Here is a 20,627-nt window from a genome sequence, read left to right on the forward strand (position 1 = left end):
GGGGAACGATGTCAGACGCGTACGCCGCTCCCGGCAGCCACGCGATAGCGCTCACAGATGATCGCGACGAGTCCGGGATGCGGCCCGATCGGCCCGGCCACCGCGGCGTGGGGCGCCATCACGTCCAGCGCGCTCTCCACCCGATCGGTGAGCGTGCCCGCGGACAGGAAGTACGGGCTGAGCACGATGCGTCGCGCACCGTCGGCGGTCAACGCGTCGATCGCGGAACGCAGGTGCACCCCGTCGGTGCCCAGGCGCGTCGCGAACAGCGGGCGCACAGCGGTGCCGCCGAGCCTGTGCGAGAGACGTCGCGCGACGGCATCCAGCTCGCCGTCGGACGCCGGGTCGCGACTGCCGACCGCGCAGACGATCACCCCGTCGTCGTCGCGGGTTCCGATGTGCGCGAGACGATCTGCCAGAGCATCGATCAGTCGACCGTCGCCCCCGAGCGTCGCCGTCTGGGTGACCGCCGTGTCCGGGCGATCGGCGCGAAACGCGTCGATGATCGCCGGGAGGTCGACCGTCGCGTGGAACGCGGTGGAGAACAGCAACGGGACCACCACGACGTGCGAGCCGACCGCATCCGACAACGCGTCGCCCACGGTGGGCTCGTTGAGGTCGAGGTAGGCGAGTTGAACCGGAACGCCGGGCAACGCCGTGTCGACGGCATCACGCACCCGCTCCGCGGTGACCGCGAAGCGGGGATCACGGCTGCCGTGCGCCGCGAGGACCAGCGTGGGGGTCACACCAGTTCGGACAGGTGCAGCGGTGCGAGCGCGTCGCCGACGAGACCGGCGCCGAGGGTGTTGCCGCCCTGAGGGTCGATGAGCAGGAAGCTGCCGGACTCGCGGCTGACCAGGTAGTCGTCCGCGCTGATCGGCTGCGCGGTCTGGACCGAGATCCGACCGATCTGGTTGAGCTCCAACCGATCCGGTGCGTCTCGCAGAGAGAGTTCCTGCTCGTCGAACAGCGTGTCGACGCCACCGACGATGGCGGGCGTGGTGAACGCGCCGTGCTTGAGCAGGAGTCGCGCGCCGGGCAGCAGTGGCTTGTCGCCGAGCCAGCACACGGTCGCGGTGAAGCTCGAGATCGGCTCCGGCGCATCGTGGGCCGCGGCGATGACGTCGCCCCGCGAGATGTCGATGTCGTCGGCGAGCAGCACGGTCACGCTACGGCCGGTGTGTGCGGACTCGAGCGAGCCGTCGGCGGTGTCGATGCCCGCGACCGTCGTGCGGATCCCGGACGGGAGCACCACGACGTCGTCACCGACCTCGACACGACCGGCGGCGACCTGCCCCGCGTAGCCGCGGTAGTCCGGGTACTCGGCGGTGCGCGGACGGATCACGTACTGCACCGGGAAGCGGAACCCGACGGGCGCGCGATCAGCGACGTTGGGGGCCGTCTCCAGGTGCTCGATGAGCGTGGGACCGTCGTAGAACCCGGTGAGCTCCGAGCGGGTCGCCACGTTGTCACCGCGCAGCGCCGAGACGGGGATGGCCTGCACCTGCTCGTCGGACCAGCCCAGCGTCCGGGTCAGGTCGGCGAAGGTGGCGCTGATGTCGGCGAACACCGTCTCGGCGTCGTCGACGAGGTCGATCTTGTTGACCGCCAACACCAGTTGCGGCACACCCAGCAGGGCCATCACCGCGGCGTGCCGACGGGTCTGGGCGACCACGCCGGTGCGTGCGTCGACGAGCAGGATGACCAGCGACGCCGTCGACGCGCCGGAGACCGTGTTGCGGGTGTACTGGACGTGGCCGGGGGTGTCGGCGAGGACGAACGACCGGCGCGGGGTCGCGAAGTACCGGTAGGCGACGTCGATGGTGATCCCCTGCTCGCGCTCGGCGCGCAGGCCGTCGACGAGCAGCGACAGATCAGGGGTGTCGAGTCCCTTGTCCACCGAGGCGCGGGTGACCGCGTCGATCTGGTCGGCGAGAACGGATTTGGTGTCGAACAACAGTCGTCCGACCAGGGTCGACTTGCCGTCGTCGACGCTGCCCGCGGTGGCGATGCGGAGAAGGTCGGGTCCTGCGGTCATCGGTTGCGTCCGTTCATCTCACCAGTGGCGTTCATCGGGGTGCGGGCGCTCATCAGAAGTACCCCTCGCGCTTGCGGTCCTCCATCGCCGCCTCCGACACCCGGTCGTCGCCGCGGGTGGCGCCGCGCTCGGTCAGACGCGACGCGGCGACCTCGGCGAGGACCGCGTCGTTGTCGGCGGCGTCGGACAGGACCGCGCCGGTCGTCGAACCGTCGCCGACGGTGCGGTACCGCACCGAGAGTCGTTGCACCTGCTCGCCGTCGCGGGGCCCGCCCCACGGTCCGGGCGTCATCCACATGCCGTCGCGCTCGTAGACGTCACGCTGATGCGCGTAGTAGATCGCGGGCAGCAGGACCTGCTCGCGGGCGATGTACCGCCACACGTCGAGCTCGGTCCAGTTCGAGAGCGGGAACACGCGGACGTGCTCGCCCGGGGCGTGGCGACCGTTGTACAGGTTCCACAGCTCGGGACGCTGACGCTTGGGGTCCCACTGCCCGAAGGCGTTGCGCAGCGAGAAGATCCGCTCCTTGGCGCGGGAGCGCTCCTCGTCGCGACGTCCGCCGCCGAAGACCGCGTCGAAGCGGTTCGCGGTGATCGCGTCGAGCAGGGGAACGGTCTGCAACGGGTTGCGGACACCGTCGGGTCGCTCCGTCAGCCGACCATCGGCGAGATAGTCCTCGACACTCGCGACGTGCAGGCGCAGGTTGTGCCGCGCGACCACCTCGTCGCGGAACGCCAACACCTCGGGCAGGTTGTGCCCGGTGTCGACGTGCAGGAGCGAGAACGGGATCGGTGCGGGCCAGAACGCCTTGATCGCCACGTGCAGCAGGACCGTGGAGTCCTTGCCGCCGGAGAACAGGATGACCGGACGCTCGAACTCGCCTGCCACCTCACGGAAGATGTGGATGGCCTCGGACTCCAGGGCGTCGAGAGTGCTGTACTCCGACTTGTCGCTCACCCCCGCGGGGGGCGTGGTCCCGACGGCGTTCGACTGTTCGATGGTCATGAGGCGTGCAACCCGCATTCTGTCTTGGAGCGTCCGGCCCAACGGCCACTGCGCGGATCGGCACCCGGTGCCGGCTTCACGGTGCAGGGTTCGCACCCGATGGACGGATATCCCTCGTCGACGAGGGGGTTGACCAGGACGCCACGACGGTCGATGTAGTCCTGCATCTGCTCGTCGGTCCAGGCGGCGATCGGGTTGATCTTCACCAGACCGAAGCCCTCGTCGAACGAGATCAGCGGCGCGTTCGCGCGGGTGGGGGACTCGACGCGGCGGATGCCGGTGACCCAGGCCGAGAAGCGGCTCAGCTCGCGCTGCAGCGGGACCACCTTGCGCAGGCGGCAGCACTCGGCGGGGTTCGACGCGAACAGGTTGCGCCCCAACAGCTGATCCTGTTCACCGACGGTCTGCTCGGGCGTCACGTTGACGATCTCGACGCCGTAGACCTGCTCGACCGCGTCGCGTGTCCCGAGGGTCTCGGCGAAGTGGTAGCCGGTGTCGAGGAACAGGACCTTCAGTTTCTCGTTGTCGATCAGCGCCGGGTCGATCGTGTCGACGGCGAGGTCGACGAGGGCCGCGTCCTGCATGTTCGACGCGACGACGAAGTCGGTGCCGAAGTTCTCCGCGGTCCACGCGAGCAGCTGCTGTGGCGTCGCGTCCGGGCCGAGATCACGGTTGCCCGCGTCGACCAGTTCCCGTAGCTGCGCTTCCACGCGCACTGCCGTACTCACCGAAGATCCTCCTCCTGTGCGCGAAGCGTCCACTGTGCGAATCGCTCGCCCTCGTCCCGATGCTTGACGAAATTACGGACGACCCGATCGATGTAGTCGCCGAGTTCCTCGGTACCGACCTTGTGTTGACGGAGCTTACGACCGAATGCGGCATCCTGACCCAGGGTTCCGCCGAGATGCACCTGGAATCCCTCGACGTGGTTGCCGTTCTCGTCCTCGATCAGCTGTCCCTTGAAGCCGATGTCGGCGATCTGTGCGCGAGCGCACGAGTTGGGGCAGCCGTTGATGTTGATGGTGATGGGCACGTCGAGCTGAGCGTTGATGTCGGCCAGACGCTCCTCGAGCTCGGGCACCAAACGCTGTGAGCGCTTGCGGGTCTCGGTGAACGAGAGCTTGCAGAACTCGATGCCCGAGCAGGCGATCAGGTTGCGCCGCCACCGCGACGGGCGACCGTCGAGACCGTGCGGCGCCAGCTCGGCGATCAAGGTGTCGATCTTGTCGTCGGCGACGTCGAGGATGACCAGCTTCTGGTACGGGGTGAACCGGATGCGATCGGACCCGGCACGCTCCGCCGCGGCGGCAACCGCGGTCAGAGCGGTCCCGGAGACGCGGCCGGCGATGGCGGCGAAGCCGACCGAGTTGAGTCCGTTCTTCAACCGCTGCACGCCCACGTGATCACGCGGTTCGGTGAGCGGGGTGGGCGCGGGACCGTCGATGAACTTCCGGCCCAGGTACTCGTCCTCGAGGACCTGACGGAACTTCTCCATGCCCCAGTCCTTGAGCAGGAACTTCAGCCGCGCCTTGGCGCGCAGACGCCGGTAGCCGTAATCGCGGAACAGCGTGCAGACGGCCTCCCAGACGTCGGGGACCTCGTCGAGCGGGATCCACGCGCCGACGCGTTGGGCCAGCATCGGGTTCGTCGACAGGCCACCGCCGACCCACAGGTCCAGTCCGGGGCCGTGCTCGGGGTGTTCGACGCCGATGAACGCGATGTCATTGACCTCGTGGGCGACGTCCTGGAGTCCGGAGATCGCCGTCTTGAACTTGCGGGGCAGGTTGGACAGCGACGGGTCGCCGACGTACCGGCGCACGATCTCGTCGATCGCGGGCGTCGGGTCGAGGACCTCGTCGATCGCCTCGCCGGCCAGCGGGGAGCCCAGCACGACGCGGGGGCAGTCACCGCAGGCCTCGGTGGTCTTGAGTCCGACCCCTTCGAGCCGCTCCCAGATGGTGGGAACGTCCTCGATGCGGATCCAGTGGTACTGCACGTTCTCGCGGTCGGACAGATCGGCGGTGTCGCGGGCGAACTCGGTGGAGATCTCGCCGATCGTGCGCAGCTGCTGCGCGGTCAACGCGCCCTTGTCGCAGCGGACACGCATCATGAAGTGGCTGTCCTCGAGCAGGTCGAGGTTCTCGTCGCCGGTCCACGTGCCGTCGTAGCCCTGTGCGCGCTGGGTGTAGAGCCCCCACCACCGCATCCGGCCACGCAGATCCTGCTTGTCGATCGAGTCGAAACCGCGCTTGGAGTAGATGTTCTCGATCCGCGCGCGGACGTTGAGCGGGTTGTCGTCCTTCTTCGCCTGCTCGTTGGGGTTCAGCGGCTCGCGGTAACCGAGCTTCCACTGCCCCTCCGCGCGGCGCTTGGCGGGCCGTGGGCGGCGAGCGGGGCGGGTCGTCGCCTCCGCGGGCGGTGCCCCCGTGTCGAGTGCCTCCGTGTCGGGCGTCGAGGTCATGGGTGGTGCTCCTACGGGCTGGTGCCGGTTCGCTTGGTGCGATCCGGTCGGGCGAGCCGGGGCTGGCGGCTCACGGTGCGATCGAGATGCGGGCACGAGACGACCGCGCAGGCAGCGCCGGAGGAGGTGGAAAAAGAGACTCTTCTGCTGCGGAGCGCGGTCAGAAGAGACAGAAAGCGCTGCAGACGCGCTTGAGGTCTATGTGGCGCCGTTCGGCAAGCCACACCCCGGGGAAAATCACGTCGCCCATAGTGCCACGGCCTCCCTCACTGCGTCTACTTGCGATAACTTTGGATCATCGTGAGCGCAATCACGTTCTGACGATCCCGCGCCCGGTGTCGTACCCCTGACCAACCGCGTGGTGGCGACGATCATTCCCCGGCGATATCCGCTCCCGGAGGCCCACGATGGATGATCGGGGGATGACCGTCACGCAGCAGCAGCCTCTCGTGCTCCCGAGCTGCGACCCGACGACCCCGTTGGGGCTCTACGTCCACGTACCGTTCTGCGCGACCCGCTGCGGATACTGCGACTTCAACACCTACACCGCCGGTGAACTCGGAGCTGACTCCTCGCCCGAGCAGTGGCACGTCGCGCTGGACGTCGAGCTCGCGATCGCCGCAGACCGTCTGGCCCCGGTGCGGCCGGTGTCGACGGTGTTCGTCGGTGGGGGCACCCCGTCGCTGCTCGGGGCCGACGGGCTCGCCGGCGTCCTCGACGTGGTCCGCAGGTACTTCGACCTCACCGCGGACGTGGAGATCACCACCGAGTCCAATCCGGAGTCCACGTCGCCGGAGTTCTTCGAGGGACTGCTGGCGGCGGGGTTCACGCGGGTGTCGTTGGGGATGCAGTCGGCCGCCCCGCACGTGCTCGCGACGCTCGACCGGACGCACACGCCCGGCCGGGCCGTCGCCGCTGCACAGGAGGCGACGGCCGCCGGGTTCGGCCACGTCAACCTCGACCTCATCTACGGCACGCCGGGGGAGAGCGACGACGACCTGGCTCGGACCCTCGACGCCGTCCTCGCTGCGGGGGTCGACCACGTCTCGGCGTACGCGTTGATCGTCGAGGACGGCACGGCACTGGCCCGTCGGGTCCGGCGCGGCGAACTCCCCGCGCCCGACGACGACGTCCTCGCCGACCGCTACGAGATGATCGACGAACGGCTCACGGCCGCGGGACTGGACTGGTACGAGGTGTCGAACTGGGCGCGCGCCGGAGATCTGACCGCCCAGTGCCGACACAACCTCGCCTACTGGGACAGCTCGGACTGGTGGGGTGCGGGCCCGGGCGCGCATTCCCACGTCGCCGGTGTGCGGTGGTCGAACGTGAAACACCCGGGGCGCTACGCGGTCTCGTTGCGCGACGGCGAACTACCGGTCGCGATGGTGGAGGAGTTGACGCCGGCCGATCAGCACACCGAACGGGTGATGCTCGGACTGCGGCGCAGCGTGGGATTGCCGCTGAGCGAACTGGATTCGGACGAGCGAGTCCAGGCCGTGGCCACCACCGACGCCGGACTCACCGTGCTGCGCGACGATCGGGTGGTTCTGTCCAACCGTGGGCGTCTGCTCGCTGACGGGGTGATTCGTCAGCTGCTGGTGGACTAGCCGGGATCGGCGCGGTCGTCACCGAGTCCGACGGGGCGGCCTCGACGATCGACCCGGCCATCGCGTCGAGGTCGAGCAGACGGGCGTGGATGATGTGCCGGTTGCGCAGTGCCGAGCGGACCGCGCGGTGCAGACCGTCCTCGAGGTACATCTCGCCCTGCCAGCGCACGGCGTGGGCGAACAGGTCGCCGTAGAACGTGGAGTCCTCCGACAGCAGCTTGTCCAACGCCAGCGCCGTCGTGACCGTCGTGAGTTGGTCGAGCCGGAACTGACGGGGCGGGATCTGCGCCCAGTCGCGCATCGACAGACCGTGGTCGGGATAGGGCTTCCCGTTCCGGACACCTTTGAAGATCACTTGCCCCCCTGTTGGCTCAGACGGCGCCGGCGAAGATCCTCCGCGGCCGGGCTCGGTCCACCGTAGCCGCCCCACCGGGCCGCGCGGGGGTCTCGGCGGCCGCGGCCGCGGCCACGTCGGCGACGTCGGCGGTGTCGGCTACGTAAACTCGACGGACAGACCACAGATCCGGGCCGCGCGGGTCCGATGCCACGCCGGAGGAGGTGAACGCAACGTGTCGAGTACCGACGAGAGGCGGTTCGAGGTCCTGCGCGCCATCGTCACCGATTACGTCGCCACCCAGGAGCCGATCGGGTCGAAGGCGCTCGTCGACCGCCACCACCTCGGCGTGTCCAGTGCCACCATTCGCAACGACATGGCCGTCCTCGAGGCGGAGGGGTACATCGCGCAGCCGCACACCAGCTCCGGACGCGTGCCCACCGACAAGGGCTACCGACTGTTCGTCGACCGGATCTCCGAGGTCAAACCGCTGTCGTCGGTGGAGCGACGCGCAATCCTGAGCTTTCTCGACTCCGGTGTCGACCTGGACGACGTGCTGAGGCGGTCGGTGCGACTCCTGGCGCAGCTCACCCGTCAGGTCGCCGTCATCCAGTACCCGGTGCTGTCGTCGGCCACCGTTCGGCACCTCGAGATCGTCGCGCTCGCCCCGGCCCGGCTGCTCCTCGTGGTGATCACCGACACCGGTCGTGTCGAACAGCGGATGGTCGACGCCAGCCAGGAACTCGACGACGACGACATCATGCGGCTGCGCGACATGTTCTCCGCCGCGTTGCACGGCCAGCGGATGGAGATCGCGTCGCACGCGGTCGCCGAGATCGCCAACGCGGCGCCCGACGACCTGCGCCAGGCGGTCATCCGCATCGCGACCGTGCTGGTCGAGACGCTCGTCGAACGCACCGACGACCGGCTCGTGCTCGGCGGCACGTCGAACCTCGCCCGGGCGGCGGCCGACTTCGCGCCCATCTCGGGTTCGATGGACTCCGTTCTCGAGGCCCTCGAGGAGCAGGTGGTCGTTCTCAAACTCCTCGCCGCGACCCAGCTCCCCGGCACCGTCACGGTCCAGATCGGTGAGGAGACCCGGACCGAGAACCTGCGTGGCGCGGCCGTCGTGTCCACGGGGTACGGTGCCCCGGGCACTGTTTTCGGTGGTCTGGGCGTGTTGGGGCCCACTCGGATGGACTATCCGGGAACCATCGCGTCGGTCGCAGCCGTTGCCAGATACGTCGGTGAGGTGCTCGCCGAACGCTGATCTGCGTTCGCGGCGCCTCGCGCCGACCCGGCACCCCCGGTCCCCGACGACCCGGTGCCCCCACCACATCTCGATCTAGTGAAGGACATTGCTGCGCAGTGGCACGTGACTATTACGGAATCCTGGGCGTCGCCCCTGGATCCAGTGACTCGGAGATCAAGCGCGCCTACCGCAAGTTGGCCCGCGAGCTGCACCCGGACGTCAACCCCGACGAGGCCGCCCAACAGCGGTTCGCCGAGGTGTCGACCGCCTACGAGGTGCTCTCCGACCCGGAGAAGCGCCGCATCGTCGATGCCGGGGGAGACCCGCTGGCGTCGGCGGGGTCGGGTGGCTTCGGCGGCGGCGGGTTCGGCGGCAGCGGCGGTCTGGGCGACGTGTTCGAGGCCTTCTTCGGCGGTGGCGCCGGCGGCGGACGTGGTCCGCGCGGCCGCGTCCAGCCCGGTTCCGACGCGTTGCTGCGCATGCAGCTCGACCTGGACGAATGCGCGGCCGGGGTCTCCAACGAGGTCACCGTCGACACCGCCGTCCTGTGCGACGTCTGCAAGGGGTCCGGCGGCCACGACGGCAGCAAGCCGGTCAACTGTGACACCTGCAAGGGCGCGGGCGAGATCCAGTCGGTGCAGCGTTCGTTCCTCGGTCAGGTGATGACCTCGCGTCCGTGCCCCACCTGTGGTGGCACCGGCCAGACCATCCCCGACCCCTGTCGCAAGTGCGCGGGCGACGGACGCGTCCGGTCGCGTCGCACCATGACCGTGAAGATCCCCGCCGGTGTCGGCGAGGGGATGCGCGTGCGTCTGCAGGGACAGGGCGAGGTCGGCCCCGGTGGCGGACCCGCGGGTGACCTCTACGTCGAGGTCGTCCAGAAGCCGCACGACGTGTTCGTCCGGGACGGCGACGACCTGCACTGCACCGTTCGGGTGCCGATGGTCGACGCCGCGCTGGGGGCCTCGCTGGAGATCGACACCGTCCTCGGCGGGCACGCCATGGTGACTGTCGAGCCGGGAACCCAGCCCGGCCAGGTCACCAAGATCCGCGGTCAGGGCATGCCGCACCTGCACACCGGGGTGCGTGGGACCGTCCACGTCCACCTCGACGTCGTCGTCCCCACGAAGCTCGACGGCAAGCAGGCCCAGAAGCTCAAGGAGTACCGACAGGTCGCGACGTCGGAGCATCTCGAGTTGGTCGACACCGCGTCCGCGGCCAGCGGGGGATTGTTCTCCCGGCTGCGGAACGCCTTCGCCGGACGCTGAGCCCCACGCCCATGTCACCTCGTCGCCGATGACCCCGCCGCTGTTCTGGATCGACGAGGTGCCGCCGGTGGGTGGGCTCGCCGAACTGGCCGGCACCGAGGGACACCACGCGGTGACCGTCACGCGTATCGCCGCCGGTGACCGCATCATGCTCGGTGACGGCGCGGGCACCGTGGCGACCTGCGAGGTCGCCGCGACCCTGTCCAAGGACCGACTCCGCGCCACCGTCGTCGAGCGCCGCACCCACGACCGCCCGACGCCGACGGTGACCGTGGTCCAGGCGGTCCCGAAGTCCGACCGTTCCGAACTCGCCGTCGAACTGGCCACCGAGGCCGGTGCCGACCGCATCGTCGCCTGGCAGAGCGCGCGGTGCGTGACCCGGTGGGTCGGCCCCCGCGAGGAGAAGGGCCTGCGCAAATGGCGCTCGGCCGCCGCCACCGCTGCGAAGCAGAGCCGCCGGGCGTATGTTCCAGTCGTCGAAGGATTGGCGAGCACAGCGTCTGTGCGATTGATGATCACTGATGTGATCGAGCGTGGAGGTGTGGTGGCGGTGTTGCACGAGGACGGCCGGGAATCACTCGCGGACCTGCCGCTGCGCGACGCGCCGGAGGTGCTGCTCGTCGTCGGCCCCGAGGGCGGCGTCGACCCGGGAGAGATCGAGGATTTCGGAGCGCTCGGCGCTCGCCCGGTGGTGCTGGGCCCCGAGGTGTTGCGCACCTCGACCGCGGCCGCGGTCGCACTGGGGGCGATCGGTGCGCTGACTCCCCGGTGGGCCGTGCGGTGACCGCGGACAGCGTCGGTACGAGAGCAGCGGTGAAACGACTCAAGGTCGACTACGGCGAGGCCAACTCGCAGTTCGGGCACCTGTATCTGCCGGTGCTGCCGCCCGCACGACCCGACGACGACCCGCACCCCATCCCGGTCGTGGTCATCATCCACGGCGGCTACTGGTCCACCGACTTCGAGCTCATCGTCGAGACGCCGATCGCCCGCAACCTCGCCGAACGTGGCGCCATCGTCTGGAACGTCGAGTACCGCCGGGTCGGCGAGGAGGGCGGCGGATGGCCGCGCACCGGATACGACGTCGCGAACGGCATCCTGGCGCTCGACGGCCCCGTCCGCGCCGCCCTTCCCCCCGAGATCGCCCGGCGTGCCGATTTCTCGCACGTGTCGGTGATCGGCCACTCCGCGGGTGGTCAGCTCGCACTGTGGGCCGTCGGCCGGCTGGGTGCGAAGACCCCGAAGGCGACCATCACCACGATCGTGGTCCAGGCGCCCGCGACCGACCTCGTCCGGGTGGGACAGAACGGCCACGTCGCGCTCGCGGCATTCATCGGCGCGAGCTATGCCGAGACCCCGCATCGCTACCGCGACGCCTCACCGGTGTACCTGCCGGTGATCCCCGCCCACGTCGTCGTGGTCCAGGGTGACCTCGACGTCTCGGTCCCGCTCGAGATGAGCAGGTCCTATGTCGACCGGGTCCGCGCCAACGGGCAGTCGGTCGAGCTCGTCACGGTGGTCGGTGAGGGGCACGAGGCGTTCGTCGACCCGACCAGCCGCTGTCACCGCGAGACACTGCGCCGCCTCGGCATCTGAGGCCTCCGGCAGGGATATCACATCGAGTTCTGATGGCCGATGGCAGTAGACTCGTGGTCTACGCCGTGCTCAGGAGCTGACACGGCCGCCATCGACGATGTGGGAGACAAACGCTTGGTGACTGACGCGAGCACTGCCGGCGACCCCGGTGCCGGTACCGCCCGGGGGCCGGGTCGGGTGGAATCGGGCATGGAGGTCTCCCCGGACGTCATCTTCGGCCTCCTCGGTGCCCGTGACGCGAATCTGCGCACCCTGGAGTCCCTGCTCACCGCCGACATCCACGTCCGCGGCAACATGGTCACGCTCACCGGCACGCCGCCCGATGTGGCGACGGCCGAACGCGTTCTCGCCGAGCTGGTCTCGGTCGTCCGGGCCGGCACCCCGCTGACCCCGGATCTCGTCCGGCAGAGTGTGTCGATGCTGACCAACGGCTCGAAGGAGTCGCCGGCCGAGGTGCTCAGCCTCGACATCATCTCCCGTCGCGGCAAGACGATCCGTCCCAAGACGCTGAACCAGAAGCACTACGTCGACGCCATCGACGCCAACACCATCGTCTTCGGGATGGGGCCTGCGGGTACCGGCAAGACCTACCTGGCCATGGCCAAGGCCGTCCAGGCGCTGCAGGCCAAGGCCGTGAGCCGGATCATCCTGACCCGGCCGGCGGTCGAGGCCGGCGAACGGTTGGGCTTCCTGCCGGGCACGCTGCACGAGAAGATCGACCCCTACCTCCGGCCGCTGCACGACGCGCTGCACGACATGATGGACCCCGACTCGATCCCGAAACTGATGGCTGCGGGCGTCATCGAGGTGGCCCCGCTGGCGTACATGCGCGGTCGCACCCTCAACGACGCGTTCATCATCCTCGACGAGGCCCAGAACACCACCGGTGAGCAGATGAAGATGTTCCTGACCCGGCTCGGGTTCGGGTCGCAGGTCGTCGTCACTGGCGACGTCACCCAGGTCGACCTGCCCGGCGGCTCGGAGAGCGGCCTGCGTGCGGCGAGCCGCATCCTGACCGGGATCGACGACATCCACTTCGCGACCCTGACCAGCGCGGACGTCGTCCGACACCGGCTGGTCGCCGACATCGTCGACGCCTACGGCAAGTTCGAAGAATCGCAGGCGATCGACCGGGTCGCCGGTTCGGCGCGTCGCTCGGCCGGTGGTGGACGGCGCTCGTGAGCATCGAGGTCTCCAACGAATCGGGTGTCGACGTCCCCGAGGACATGTTGGTCGATGTCGCCGACTTCGCCCTCGGGGAGATGGATGTGCACCCCGGCGCAGAGTTGTCGATGGTCCTCGTCGACAACGAGACGATGGCCGAACTGCACCTGCGGTGGATGGACCTTCCCGGCCCCACCGACGTGATGAGCTTTCCGATGGACGAGCTCACCCCGGGTGGACGTCCGGACACCCCTGACCCGGGACCGGCGATGCTCGGCGACATCGTGCTGTGCCCGGAGTTCGCCGCCGCCCAGGCCGCGACCGCGCGTCATTCGGTGGAACACGAACTCGCGGTGCTCACCGTGCACGGTGTGCTGCACCTGCTCGGATACGACCACGCCGAGCCGGACGAGGAGAAGGAGATGTTCGGGCTACAGGGCCAGATCATCGACTCCTGGTACGCCCGGCGCCGCGAGCAGGAACGTCGGATGCGCCAGGAGGCGCGAGACGCGACGCTGCTGGACCGGATCGGTTTCACCCCCGAGCCCCGGGAGCGCTGAGCACCGGTGCCTGCCCAGGTGTGGCTCCTCCTCCTCGCGATCGCTCTGATCCCGCTCGGAGGACTGTTCGCCGCCATCGACACCGCGTTGCTGACCGTGTCGGCCGCCCGTGTCGACGACATGATCCGCGAGGACCGCGCCGGTGCGGTGCGTCTGCGCGCCGTCCTCGTCGACCGCGCCACGTACGTCGGCCTGACCGTCCTCATGCGCATCGTCTGCGAGATCACCGCGACCGCGCTGGTCGCCGTGGTGACCCTCGACGTGTTGAGCACGTTCTCGGCGGTCGTCCTCGTGGTCGTCGTGATGGCCTTCGTCAGCTACGTGATGGTCGGCGTCGGCCCGCGGACACTGGGCCGCCAGAACGCGTACTCGATCGCCCTGACCTCGGCGGTGCTGCTGCAGGCGCTCGGGTTCCTGATCCGCCCGATCACCCGTCTGCTGATCCTGCTCGGCAACGCGATCACGCCCGGTAAGGGCTATCGCAACGGTCCCTTCGCGACCGAGGTGGAGCTGCGCGAACTCGTCGACATGGCCGAGGCGCGGGGCGTGGTCGACGCCGACGAGCGCCGGATGATCCAATCCGTGTTCGACCTCGGCGACACCGCTGCTCGCGAGGTGATGGTGCCGCGCCCGGAGATGATCTGGATCGAATCGGACAAGACCGTGGCGCAGGCGACGAGCCTGGCCGTGCGGTCCGGCCATTCGCGTATTCCGGTGATCGGCGAGAACCCCGACGACATCGTCGGCGTCGTCTATCTCAAGGACCTGGTGCAGCGCACCCTGCCGACCTCGGCACCCGACTCCGACTCCGCGGCCCGGCGCGTCGGGGTCGACGAGTTGATGCGCCCCGCCGAGTTCATCCCCGACTCCAAACCCCTCGACCGGGTGCTGGCCGACATGCAGCGCATCCGTAACCACATGGCGTTGTTGGTCGACGAGTACGGCGGCATCGCCGGACTGGTGACCATCGAGGACGTGCTCGAGGAGATCGTCGGCGAGATCAACGACGAGTACGACACCGACGAGGGGTCGCCGATCGAGGACCTCGGGGACGGTCGCTACCGGGTGTCGTCCCGGCTGCCGATCGAGGACCTCGGCGAGCTGTTCGACATCGAGATCGACGAGGACGACGTCGACACCGTCGGCGGGTTGGTCGGGCTCGGACTCGGCCGCGTCCCGCTCCCGGGATCACATGTCGTCTCCCACGGACTGCAGTTCGTCGCCGAGGGGGGACCGAACCGTCAGGGCCGTCTGCGCATCACCTCGGTGGTGGTCGAGCGCGAGCATGTCGACGACCTGGAGGAGGATCAGTCCGCACCCGATGTCGTCGAGCCCGACGACACCGACACCGACACCAGGTCGGGATCGCGACGTGCGACGGAAGGAATCTCGTGAGCACCCCACCCGACCAGCTGATCGTGCCCGATGGCTGGACCGCGGTCACCGGTCCGGGCGGCCTCGACGCCGAGGACGCAAAGCTCGCCGTGCTCGCCCGCGGAGCGATGGGCCGCGTCGAGGCGACGCAGGGGGCTGCGGTCCGCGACACCGACGGCCGCACATACGCCGCGGCACCCGTGTCGTTGCCGACGTTGTCGCTCTCGGCCCTGCAGGTCGCAGTGGCCGTCGCCGCGTCGAGCGGTGCGACCGGACTCGAGGCGGCGGTGCTGCTCGGAGGCGAGGCCGACGACCCGGGCCTGCCCGCGGCCGCCGATCTCGGCGTCGATGTCACGGTGATCATCACCGACCGTGCCGGCCGCGAGTCCGTGCGACTCGCGCACAGCGGAGACCGCACATGACCGATCGACTGAACAACACCGGATCAGACACGTTCCGTTCGGGTTTCGTGTGCTTCGTGGGCCGACCCAACACGGGTAAGTCGACGCTGACCAACGCGCTGGTCGGCGAGAAGATCGCGATCACCTCGAACCGTCCGCAGACGACCCGCCACACCATCCGCGGCATCGTCAATCGCGATGACGCGCAACTCATCCTGGTCGACACCCCCGGGCTGCACCGGCCCCGGACGTTGTTGGGACAGCGGCTCAACGACCTGGTCCGCGACACCTACTCCGAGGTCGACGCCATCGGCATCTGCATCCCGGCCGACGAGGCGATCGGCCCCGGTGACCGGTGGATCGTCGACCAGGTGACCCGGATGGCGCCCAAGACGACCCTGTTCGGCGTCGTCACCAAGATCGACCGGGTCACCCCCGACCGGGTGGCCAAGCAGCTGCTGGCGCTCTCGGCGCTGCTCGGCGGCGAGCGCGAGGTCATCCCCGTCTCGGCGACCTCCGGGCAGCAGCTCGACGTGCTCACCGATGTGTTGGTCGGGCTGATGGAGACCGGTCCCGCGTTCTACCCCGACGGCGAACTCACCGACGAACCTGAGCAGGTCCTGATGGCCGAGTTCATCCGGGAGGCCGCGCTCGAGGGTGTCCGCGACGAGCTCCCGCACTCGCTCGCCGTGGTCATCGAGGAGGTCATCCCGCGCGAGGGACGTCCGGAGAGCCAGGCGCCGATGGTCGACGTGCACGCGATCCTCTACGTCGAACGTGACAGCCAGAAGGGCATCATCATCGGCAAGAAGGGCGCCCGGCTCAAGGAGGTCGGCATCGCCGCCCGCGGCCAGATCGAGCGGCTGCTCGGCATGCGGGTCTACCTCGAGTTGCACGTCAAGGTGGCCAAGGACTGGCAGCGCGACCCCAAACAGCTTCGGAAGATGGGGTTCTAGGGCGGTGCCCGGCGCGCACGAGAAGCCCGATGAGGGTACGTCCGCCCACGCGGTGATGGCACTTCTGCGGACCCCGCGTTTCTGGGTCGCCCCGATCGCGGCCGTGGTCGGCATCATGTGTCTGCTCGCCGCGATGTACATGGGCGCGATCGTCGACACCGAGAAACATCTGCACGACTTCTCGGTCGACCTCGTCGTGGAGGACGCGGGTGCCTCGCAGGGGGCGAACGCCCCGCGGGCCGATTTCGGCAAGCAGGTCGGGGACGGCATCGTCGCCGGTACGAAGGGCACCGGACTGGACATGCGCGTCACCGATCGCGGGACGGCGTTGGATCGCCTCGCGTCGGCGCAGACGTTCGGCGTGATCATCATCCCGGCCGACTTCTCCCAGTCGGCCATCGACCTCGCCGGGTCCGTGGTCGGCAACGCCACCCCGTCACCGCCGACGGTCGAGGTGCTGACCAACCGACGCTCCGGCACGTTCGCCTCGTCGGTGCTGACCACCGCCGTGGATCGGATCAAGACGTCGGTCAACGAACAGTTCGGCGCCCAGCTCACCAAGACGGTCCGAGACCGGTTGGCCCAGAACGACGTCCCGTTCGTCGGCTTGGCGTCCTACGCCTTCGCCGCACCCGTCGTGTTCTCGGTGTCCGACGCAGAACCGCTGCCGGGCGGCGCCGCGAACGGCCTGTCGGCGTTCTACTTCACGATCCTGCTGGTCCTCGCCGGGTTCACCGGTGCACTCATCGTCCACTCCCTCGTCGACGGCATGCTGGGCTTCATCCCCATCGAGATCGGCCCTCTCTACCGGCTGCGGGAACGGCTGCCCATCTCGCGCCGCGGGACGCTCGTGGCCAAGTGGTGGATCATGTTCGTCATCGCGATGGTGCAGTCCGCGCTGTACATCGGAGTGTGTGCGGCGGTGGGCATGGACAACCCTGCGCCGTTCACGTTGTGGATGTACTCGACGTTGGCGATCACCGCGGTAGGGGTGACGGCGTCGTCGATCATGGCGTTGTTCGGCACCGCAGGCATGATCGTGAACCTCATCTTCTTCGTCATCCTCGGGCTGCCGTCCTCGGGCGGCGCGGTCCCGCTGGAGGCCAGTCCGCGGGTGTTCGCGTGGCTGGCCGAGGTGGAACCGATGCGGCAGATCTATCTGGGCGTTCGCTCGATCCTGTACTTCGGTGGGGATTTCTCGGCCGGACTGGGTCATTCGCTGGTCATGACGTCGGTCGGGCTGCTGGTGGGACTGATACTGGGGTCGATCGCGGTGCGGTTCTATGACGCGAAGGGCTGGCAGCGGGCTCCGCGACCGCCGGCGTCCGCGGCCGTCGAGTCGGTCGGTTGAGCGCCTGCGATCGCGGGTCGGTGCCGCCCGGATGACCTCGCGGGTGGAAGAATGACCAGGTGAGGTTGTATCGGGACCAGGCAGTGGTGGTTCGCCAGCACAAGCTGGGCGAGGCCGATCGCATCGTCACGCTCCTGACCTATCAGCACGGTCTGGTCCGCGCGGTCGCCAAGGGGGTGCGCCGGACCCGGTCGAAGTTCGGCGCCCGTCTCGAGCCGTTCGCCCATGTCGACGTGCTGCTCTATCCCGGACGCAACCTCGACGTGGTCACCCAGGTCGAGAGCCTCGACGCGTTCGCCTCACCCATCGTCGCCGACTACGGCCGCTACACCAGTGCCTGCGCCATCCTCGAGACGGCCGAGCGGCTCGCCGGCGAGGAGCGCGCACCCGCCGATCGGCTGCACAAGCTGACCGTCGGGGGACTGCGCGCCATCGCCGACGCCGCCCGGCCCCGCGAGTTGGTGCTCGACGCGTTCCTGTTGCGCGCCATGGACTTCGCCGGCTGGATGCCCGCGCTCACCTCGTGCGCGCGCTGCGGCGCCGCCGGCCCGCACCGCGCCTTCCACGTCGCCGCGGGCGGTTCGGTGTGCGTGCACTGCCGTCCGCCCGGATCGGCGACACCGTCACCGGGCGTGCTCGACCTGATGGATGCGCTCTACCGCGGCCAGTGGGAGCACACGGTCGACGCGAGTGATTCGCTGCGACGTCAGTGCAGCGGGCTCACCGCCGCACATCTGCAGTGGCATCTCGAACGGCAGCTGCGGACGCTGCCCCTGATCGAGCGCGAGGCGCCGCACCGAGTGGGAGAGGAAATCCGTGATGGCTCTACGTCGCCCCGCGAAGCGGCTCGCTGAGTCCGCCGCCGACAGGGTGATCCGTCCGCCCGACCCGCACCCGTCCGGCGCCCGTCCGCCGCTGCTGCAGACCGAGCTGATCCCGCGTCATGTGGCGCTGGTGATGGACGGCAACGGCCGGTGGGCCACCGACCGCGGCCTGCCCCGTACCGAGGGCCACAAGCGCGGTGAGGCCGTCCTGATGGACTCGGTGTGCGGCTGTATCGAGCTCGGTGTCACGTGGCTGTCGGCCTACGCGTTCTCGACCGAGAACTGGTCGCGCAGCCCCGACGAGGTCCGCTTCCTGATGGGCTTCAACCGCGACGTCATCCGCCGACGCCGCGACGAGATGCACGAGATGGGTGTCCGTGTGCGATGGGCCGGTCGCCGACCTCGCCTGTGGCGCAGCGTCATCAAGGAGCTCGAGATCGCCGAGGAGCTGACGAAGGACAACACGGTGATGAACCTGACCATGTGCGTGAACTACGGTGGCCGGGCCGAGATCGCCGACGCCGCGCGCGAGATCGCCCGCCGTGCCGCGGCCGGGCAGCTCGACCCCGAGCGGGTCACCGAGGCGTCCTTCGCGCGCTACCTCGACGAGCCGGACATGCCCGACGTCGACCTGTTCCTGCGCCCGTCGGGGGAGCGGCGTATCTCGAACTTCCTGCTGTGGCAGTCCGCGTACGCCGAGATGGTGTACCAGGACAAGCTGTTCCCCGATTTCGACCGACGTGACCTGTGGGCCGCCTGTGTCGAATACGCCTCGCGCGACCGCCGCTTCGGAGGCGTCGGCGAACCCGGGACGACCCGATGACCGCCACACCGGCGACCGACCTCATCGACAGGGCCGCCCGTCTCCTCGACGGGGTCGCCGATGTCACCCTCGGCGACGACGGGACCTCGCTGACCCTGGCGTTCGAGGGCACCCGGGCCGCGGTGCAGGCGATGACACTGAGCGAGGGCCTCGACGTGCTGTCGGTGACCCAGGTGCTGGCCTGGGACCTGCCCAACACCGACGCCCTGCGCACCGACATCGAGCGGCTGTCGACGAACCTGAGCTTCGGTTCGATCAAACGCGCGTCGGCCGAGGTGACCACGGATGTGTTGCAGCACTACACCTTTCCGGCGGGCACCCTCGCCGACGCGGCGTTGCTGACGATGGTGCACCTGGTGCTGTCGTCGGGTGTCGAATTGTCCCGACAACTCACCGACTGACCACCTGTCACGCCGTGCGGTACCGCACGAGCATGACCCCGGACGGGAACCGCGTCGACTCCACGAGCGTCAGACGCGCCGGTGCGGTGGCGTCGAAGAGTCGCCGCCCGGATCCGCGCGCGAACGGGTGGACGAACAGGCGGAACTCGTCGACGAGTCCCGCGCTGATCAACGCGTGACACAGACCGATGCTCCCGGTGCAGACGATGTCGCCGCCGGGTCGGTTCTTGATCTGTGTGACGTCGTCGGCCAGTGGGCCGGAGAGCACCTCGGTGTTGTGCCATCGAGGATCGTCCAACGTCTGCGAGGCAACGTATTTGGCCACGCTGTTCAGGTGCGCGGTCACCCCGGTCGTGTCGTCGGTCTTGGATCCCCAATAGTCGCGCATGCCGACGAATGTCTCGCGTCCGACGAGGAAACCGTCGGACGCGTCGCGCTGGGCGGCGAGGGCGGCGTCGACCTCCGGGTCGCCGCCGGCCCGGCCGAACCAGTCGTCGGTCGCCTCGACGACTCCGTCGACGGTGATGTTCTGTGTGATGACGAGGTCACGCATGCGGTGGATCTCCTGTCGTGTCGGTGGTGCGATGGGCGACGAGCAGTCCGTCGATGGCGGTGTCGACCGTGCGTCGAGCCGCGGCGAGCACCTCCTCGGTGGTGCGGTGTCGTAGTGGTCCGTGCAGCGCGAGGAAGGTGAAGCCGTGCACCGCGGACCAGCACGGCCACTCGGCACCGGCGCGGTGATCTTCCGGGAGCACGCCGGCGGTCACGAGCCCGTCGAGCGCTGCCACCAGGCGGGCAAGCGGGGCCGGCAGAGGGGTCGCGTCTCCCGACCCGACCGCGGTGAACGCGACGCCGAACCAGCCCGGCTCGGCGAGAGCGAAGCGGATGTAGCCGAGACCCACCGCACGCAACACCTCGACCGGGTCGGCGTCGGCGGGCTTGGTGTCCATCTCGGCCGCCATCGACGCCTGGATGCGGTCGATTGTTGCTACCAACAGATCGTCACGGCCACGAAAATGCCGGTACGCGGCGTTCGGGGTCACCCCGGCTCGACGGGTTGCGTCCCGGATGGACAGCGCGTCCGGGCCACCGGAACGCGTTGCCGTCAGCGCGCCCGCGATCAGCTCCTCCCGCAGGTTGCCGTGGTGGTAGCGCGGCCGATCGGGTGAGTGCGCGACGGTCATATCCTGCTCCTCTCGCCGGATTCG

General features: G+C 69.2%; 22 protein-coding genes. 14 read left to right on the forward strand and 8 right to left on the reverse strand.

Going from position 1 to position 20,627, the window contains the following annotated elements; translation table 11 throughout:
• Positions 1 to 11: 11 nt before the first annotated feature.
• Genes JHC79_RS04400 through JHC79_RS04420 form a run of 5 tightly spaced genes read right to left on the reverse strand, consistent with a single transcriptional unit; the run spans position 12 to position 5,505 of the window.
• Positions 12 to 746, reverse strand: coding sequence for a sirohydrochlorin chelatase (locus tag JHC79_RS04400; protein ID WP_296388725.1), 735 nt, complete (start codon positions 744 to 746; stop codon positions 12 to 14).
• Positions 743 to 2,038 (reverse strand): GTP-binding protein, encoded by a 1,296-nt coding sequence (locus JHC79_RS04405; RefSeq protein ID WP_296388727.1) that lies wholly within the window; start codon positions 2,036 to 2,038, stop codon positions 743 to 745. The genes JHC79_RS04400 and JHC79_RS04405 overlap by 4 nt, the downstream gene beginning before the upstream one ends.
• A 52-nt stretch (positions 2,039 to 2,090) precedes the next feature.
• Positions 2,091 to 3,044 carry a sulfate adenylyltransferase subunit CysD gene (gene cysD, locus JHC79_RS04410; protein WP_296388730.1) on the reverse strand — a complete coding sequence of 318 codons (954 nt, stop codon included), beginning with the start codon at positions 3,042 to 3,044 and terminating at the stop codon, positions 2,091 to 2,093.
• A complete protein-coding gene (locus tag JHC79_RS04415) occupies positions 3,041 to 3,772 on the reverse strand; it encodes a phosphoadenylyl-sulfate reductase (protein ID WP_296388732.1) in 732 nt (243 codons plus the stop codon). The genes cysD and JHC79_RS04415 overlap by 4 nt, the downstream gene beginning before the upstream one ends.
• Positions 3,769 to 5,505, reverse strand: a complete 1,737-nt coding sequence (locus JHC79_RS04420; RefSeq protein ID WP_296388734.1) for a nitrite/sulfite reductase — start codon at positions 5,503 to 5,505, stop codon at positions 3,769 to 3,771. Before JHC79_RS04420 ends, JHC79_RS04415 begins: the two co-directional genes overlap by 4 nt.
• A gap of 422 nt (positions 5,506 to 5,927) precedes the next feature.
• On the opposite strand from JHC79_RS04420, the gene hemW reads away from it, so the two are divergent.
• Complete coding sequence (hemW, locus tag JHC79_RS04425) at positions 5,928 to 7,115, forward strand: radical SAM family heme chaperone HemW (protein ID WP_296388736.1); 1,188 nt, start codon at positions 5,928 to 5,930, stop codon at positions 7,113 to 7,115.
• Here hemW and JHC79_RS04430 read toward each other — a convergent pair.
• Positions 7,027 to 7,470, reverse strand: coding sequence for a type II toxin-antitoxin system VapB family antitoxin (locus JHC79_RS04430; RefSeq protein WP_296388738.1), 444 nt, complete (start codon positions 7,468 to 7,470; stop codon positions 7,027 to 7,029). The genes hemW and JHC79_RS04430 overlap by 89 nt on opposite strands.
• Before the next feature lie 214 nt (positions 7,471 to 7,684).
• Between JHC79_RS04430 and hrcA the strand changes: the two genes are divergently transcribed.
• From hrcA to JHC79_RS04495, 13 genes are all read left to right on the forward strand, one after another.
• Positions 7,685 to 8,719: a heat-inducible transcriptional repressor HrcA gene (gene hrcA / locus JHC79_RS04435; protein ID WP_296388740.1), complete on the forward strand. Its 1,035-nt coding sequence runs from the start codon at positions 7,685 to 7,687 to the stop codon at positions 8,717 to 8,719.
• 98 nt (positions 8,720 to 8,817) lie between these two features.
• Complete coding sequence (dnaJ, locus tag JHC79_RS04440) at positions 8,818 to 9,969, forward strand: molecular chaperone DnaJ (RefSeq protein ID WP_296388742.1); 1,152 nt, start codon at positions 8,818 to 8,820, stop codon at positions 9,967 to 9,969.
• A 28-nt stretch (positions 9,970 to 9,997) separates the two neighbouring features.
• Complete coding sequence (locus JHC79_RS04445; protein WP_296388743.1) at positions 9,998 to 10,753, forward strand: 16S rRNA (uracil(1498)-N(3))-methyltransferase; 756 nt, start codon at positions 9,998 to 10,000, stop codon at positions 10,751 to 10,753.
• Between the two features lie 29 nt (positions 10,754 to 10,782).
• On the forward strand, positions 10,783 to 11,565 hold the full coding sequence (locus tag JHC79_RS04450; protein ID WP_296388745.1) for an alpha/beta hydrolase: 783 nt from the start codon (positions 10,783 to 10,785) through the stop codon (positions 11,563 to 11,565).
• Positions 11,566 to 11,754: 189 nt separating this feature from the next.
• Positions 11,755 to 12,747: a PhoH family protein gene (locus JHC79_RS04455; protein ID WP_296388791.1), complete on the forward strand. Its 993-nt coding sequence runs from the start codon at positions 11,755 to 11,757 to the stop codon at positions 12,745 to 12,747.
• Positions 12,744 to 13,289 carry an rRNA maturation RNase YbeY gene (gene ybeY, locus JHC79_RS04460; RefSeq protein WP_296388748.1) on the forward strand — a complete coding sequence of 182 codons (546 nt, stop codon included), beginning with the start codon at positions 12,744 to 12,746 and terminating at the stop codon, positions 13,287 to 13,289. Before JHC79_RS04455 ends, ybeY begins: the two co-directional genes overlap by 4 nt.
• A gap of 6 nt (positions 13,290 to 13,295) precedes the next feature.
• A complete protein-coding gene (locus JHC79_RS04465; protein ID WP_296388749.1) occupies positions 13,296 to 14,684 on the forward strand; it encodes a hemolysin family protein in 1,389 nt (462 codons plus the stop codon).
• Positions 14,685 to 14,791: 107 nt separating this feature from the next.
• Complete coding sequence (locus tag JHC79_RS04470; protein ID WP_296388792.1) at positions 14,792 to 15,085, forward strand: cytidine deaminase; 294 nt, start codon at positions 14,792 to 14,794, stop codon at positions 15,083 to 15,085.
• Positions 15,082 to 16,020: a GTPase Era gene (gene era / locus JHC79_RS04475; protein ID WP_296388750.1), complete on the forward strand. Its 939-nt coding sequence runs from the start codon at positions 15,082 to 15,084 to the stop codon at positions 16,018 to 16,020. Before JHC79_RS04470 ends, era begins: the two co-directional genes overlap by 4 nt.
• A gap of 4 nt (positions 16,021 to 16,024) precedes the next feature.
• Positions 16,025 to 17,371 (forward strand): DUF3533 domain-containing protein, encoded by a 1,347-nt coding sequence (locus JHC79_RS04480; RefSeq protein WP_296388752.1) that lies wholly within the window; start codon positions 16,025 to 16,027, stop codon positions 17,369 to 17,371.
• Positions 17,372 to 17,430: 59 nt separating this feature from the next.
• Positions 17,431 to 18,225: a DNA repair protein RecO gene (recO, locus tag JHC79_RS04485; RefSeq protein WP_296388754.1), complete on the forward strand. Its 795-nt coding sequence runs from the start codon at positions 17,431 to 17,433 to the stop codon at positions 18,223 to 18,225.
• Positions 18,191 to 19,018 carry an isoprenyl transferase gene (locus JHC79_RS04490; RefSeq protein ID WP_296388755.1) on the forward strand — a complete coding sequence of 276 codons (828 nt, stop codon included), beginning with the start codon at positions 18,191 to 18,193 and terminating at the stop codon, positions 19,016 to 19,018. Before recO ends, JHC79_RS04490 begins: the two co-directional genes overlap by 35 nt.
• Positions 19,015 to 19,419, forward strand: a complete 405-nt coding sequence (locus JHC79_RS04495) for a hypothetical protein (protein WP_296388757.1) — start codon at positions 19,015 to 19,017, stop codon at positions 19,417 to 19,419. The genes JHC79_RS04490 and JHC79_RS04495 overlap by 4 nt, the downstream gene beginning before the upstream one ends.
• 7 nt (positions 19,420 to 19,426) lie before the next feature.
• On the opposite strand, the gene JHC79_RS04500 is transcribed toward JHC79_RS04495, so the two are convergent.
• Positions 19,427 to 19,972 carry a dihydrofolate reductase family protein gene (locus tag JHC79_RS04500; protein ID WP_296388759.1) on the reverse strand — a complete coding sequence of 182 codons (546 nt, stop codon included), beginning with the start codon at positions 19,970 to 19,972 and terminating at the stop codon, positions 19,427 to 19,429.
• Positions 19,965 to 20,603, reverse strand: coding sequence for a TetR/AcrR family transcriptional regulator (locus tag JHC79_RS04505; protein WP_296388761.1), 639 nt, complete (start codon positions 20,601 to 20,603; stop codon positions 19,965 to 19,967). The genes JHC79_RS04500 and JHC79_RS04505 overlap by 8 nt, the downstream gene beginning before the upstream one ends.
• Positions 20,604 to 20,627: the final 24 nt, after the last annotated feature.

The sequence above is a fragment of the Williamsia sp. genome (genome assembly GCF_016462415.1).
GTDB lineage: Bacteria > Actinomycetota > Actinomycetes > Mycobacteriales > Mycobacteriaceae > Williamsia_A.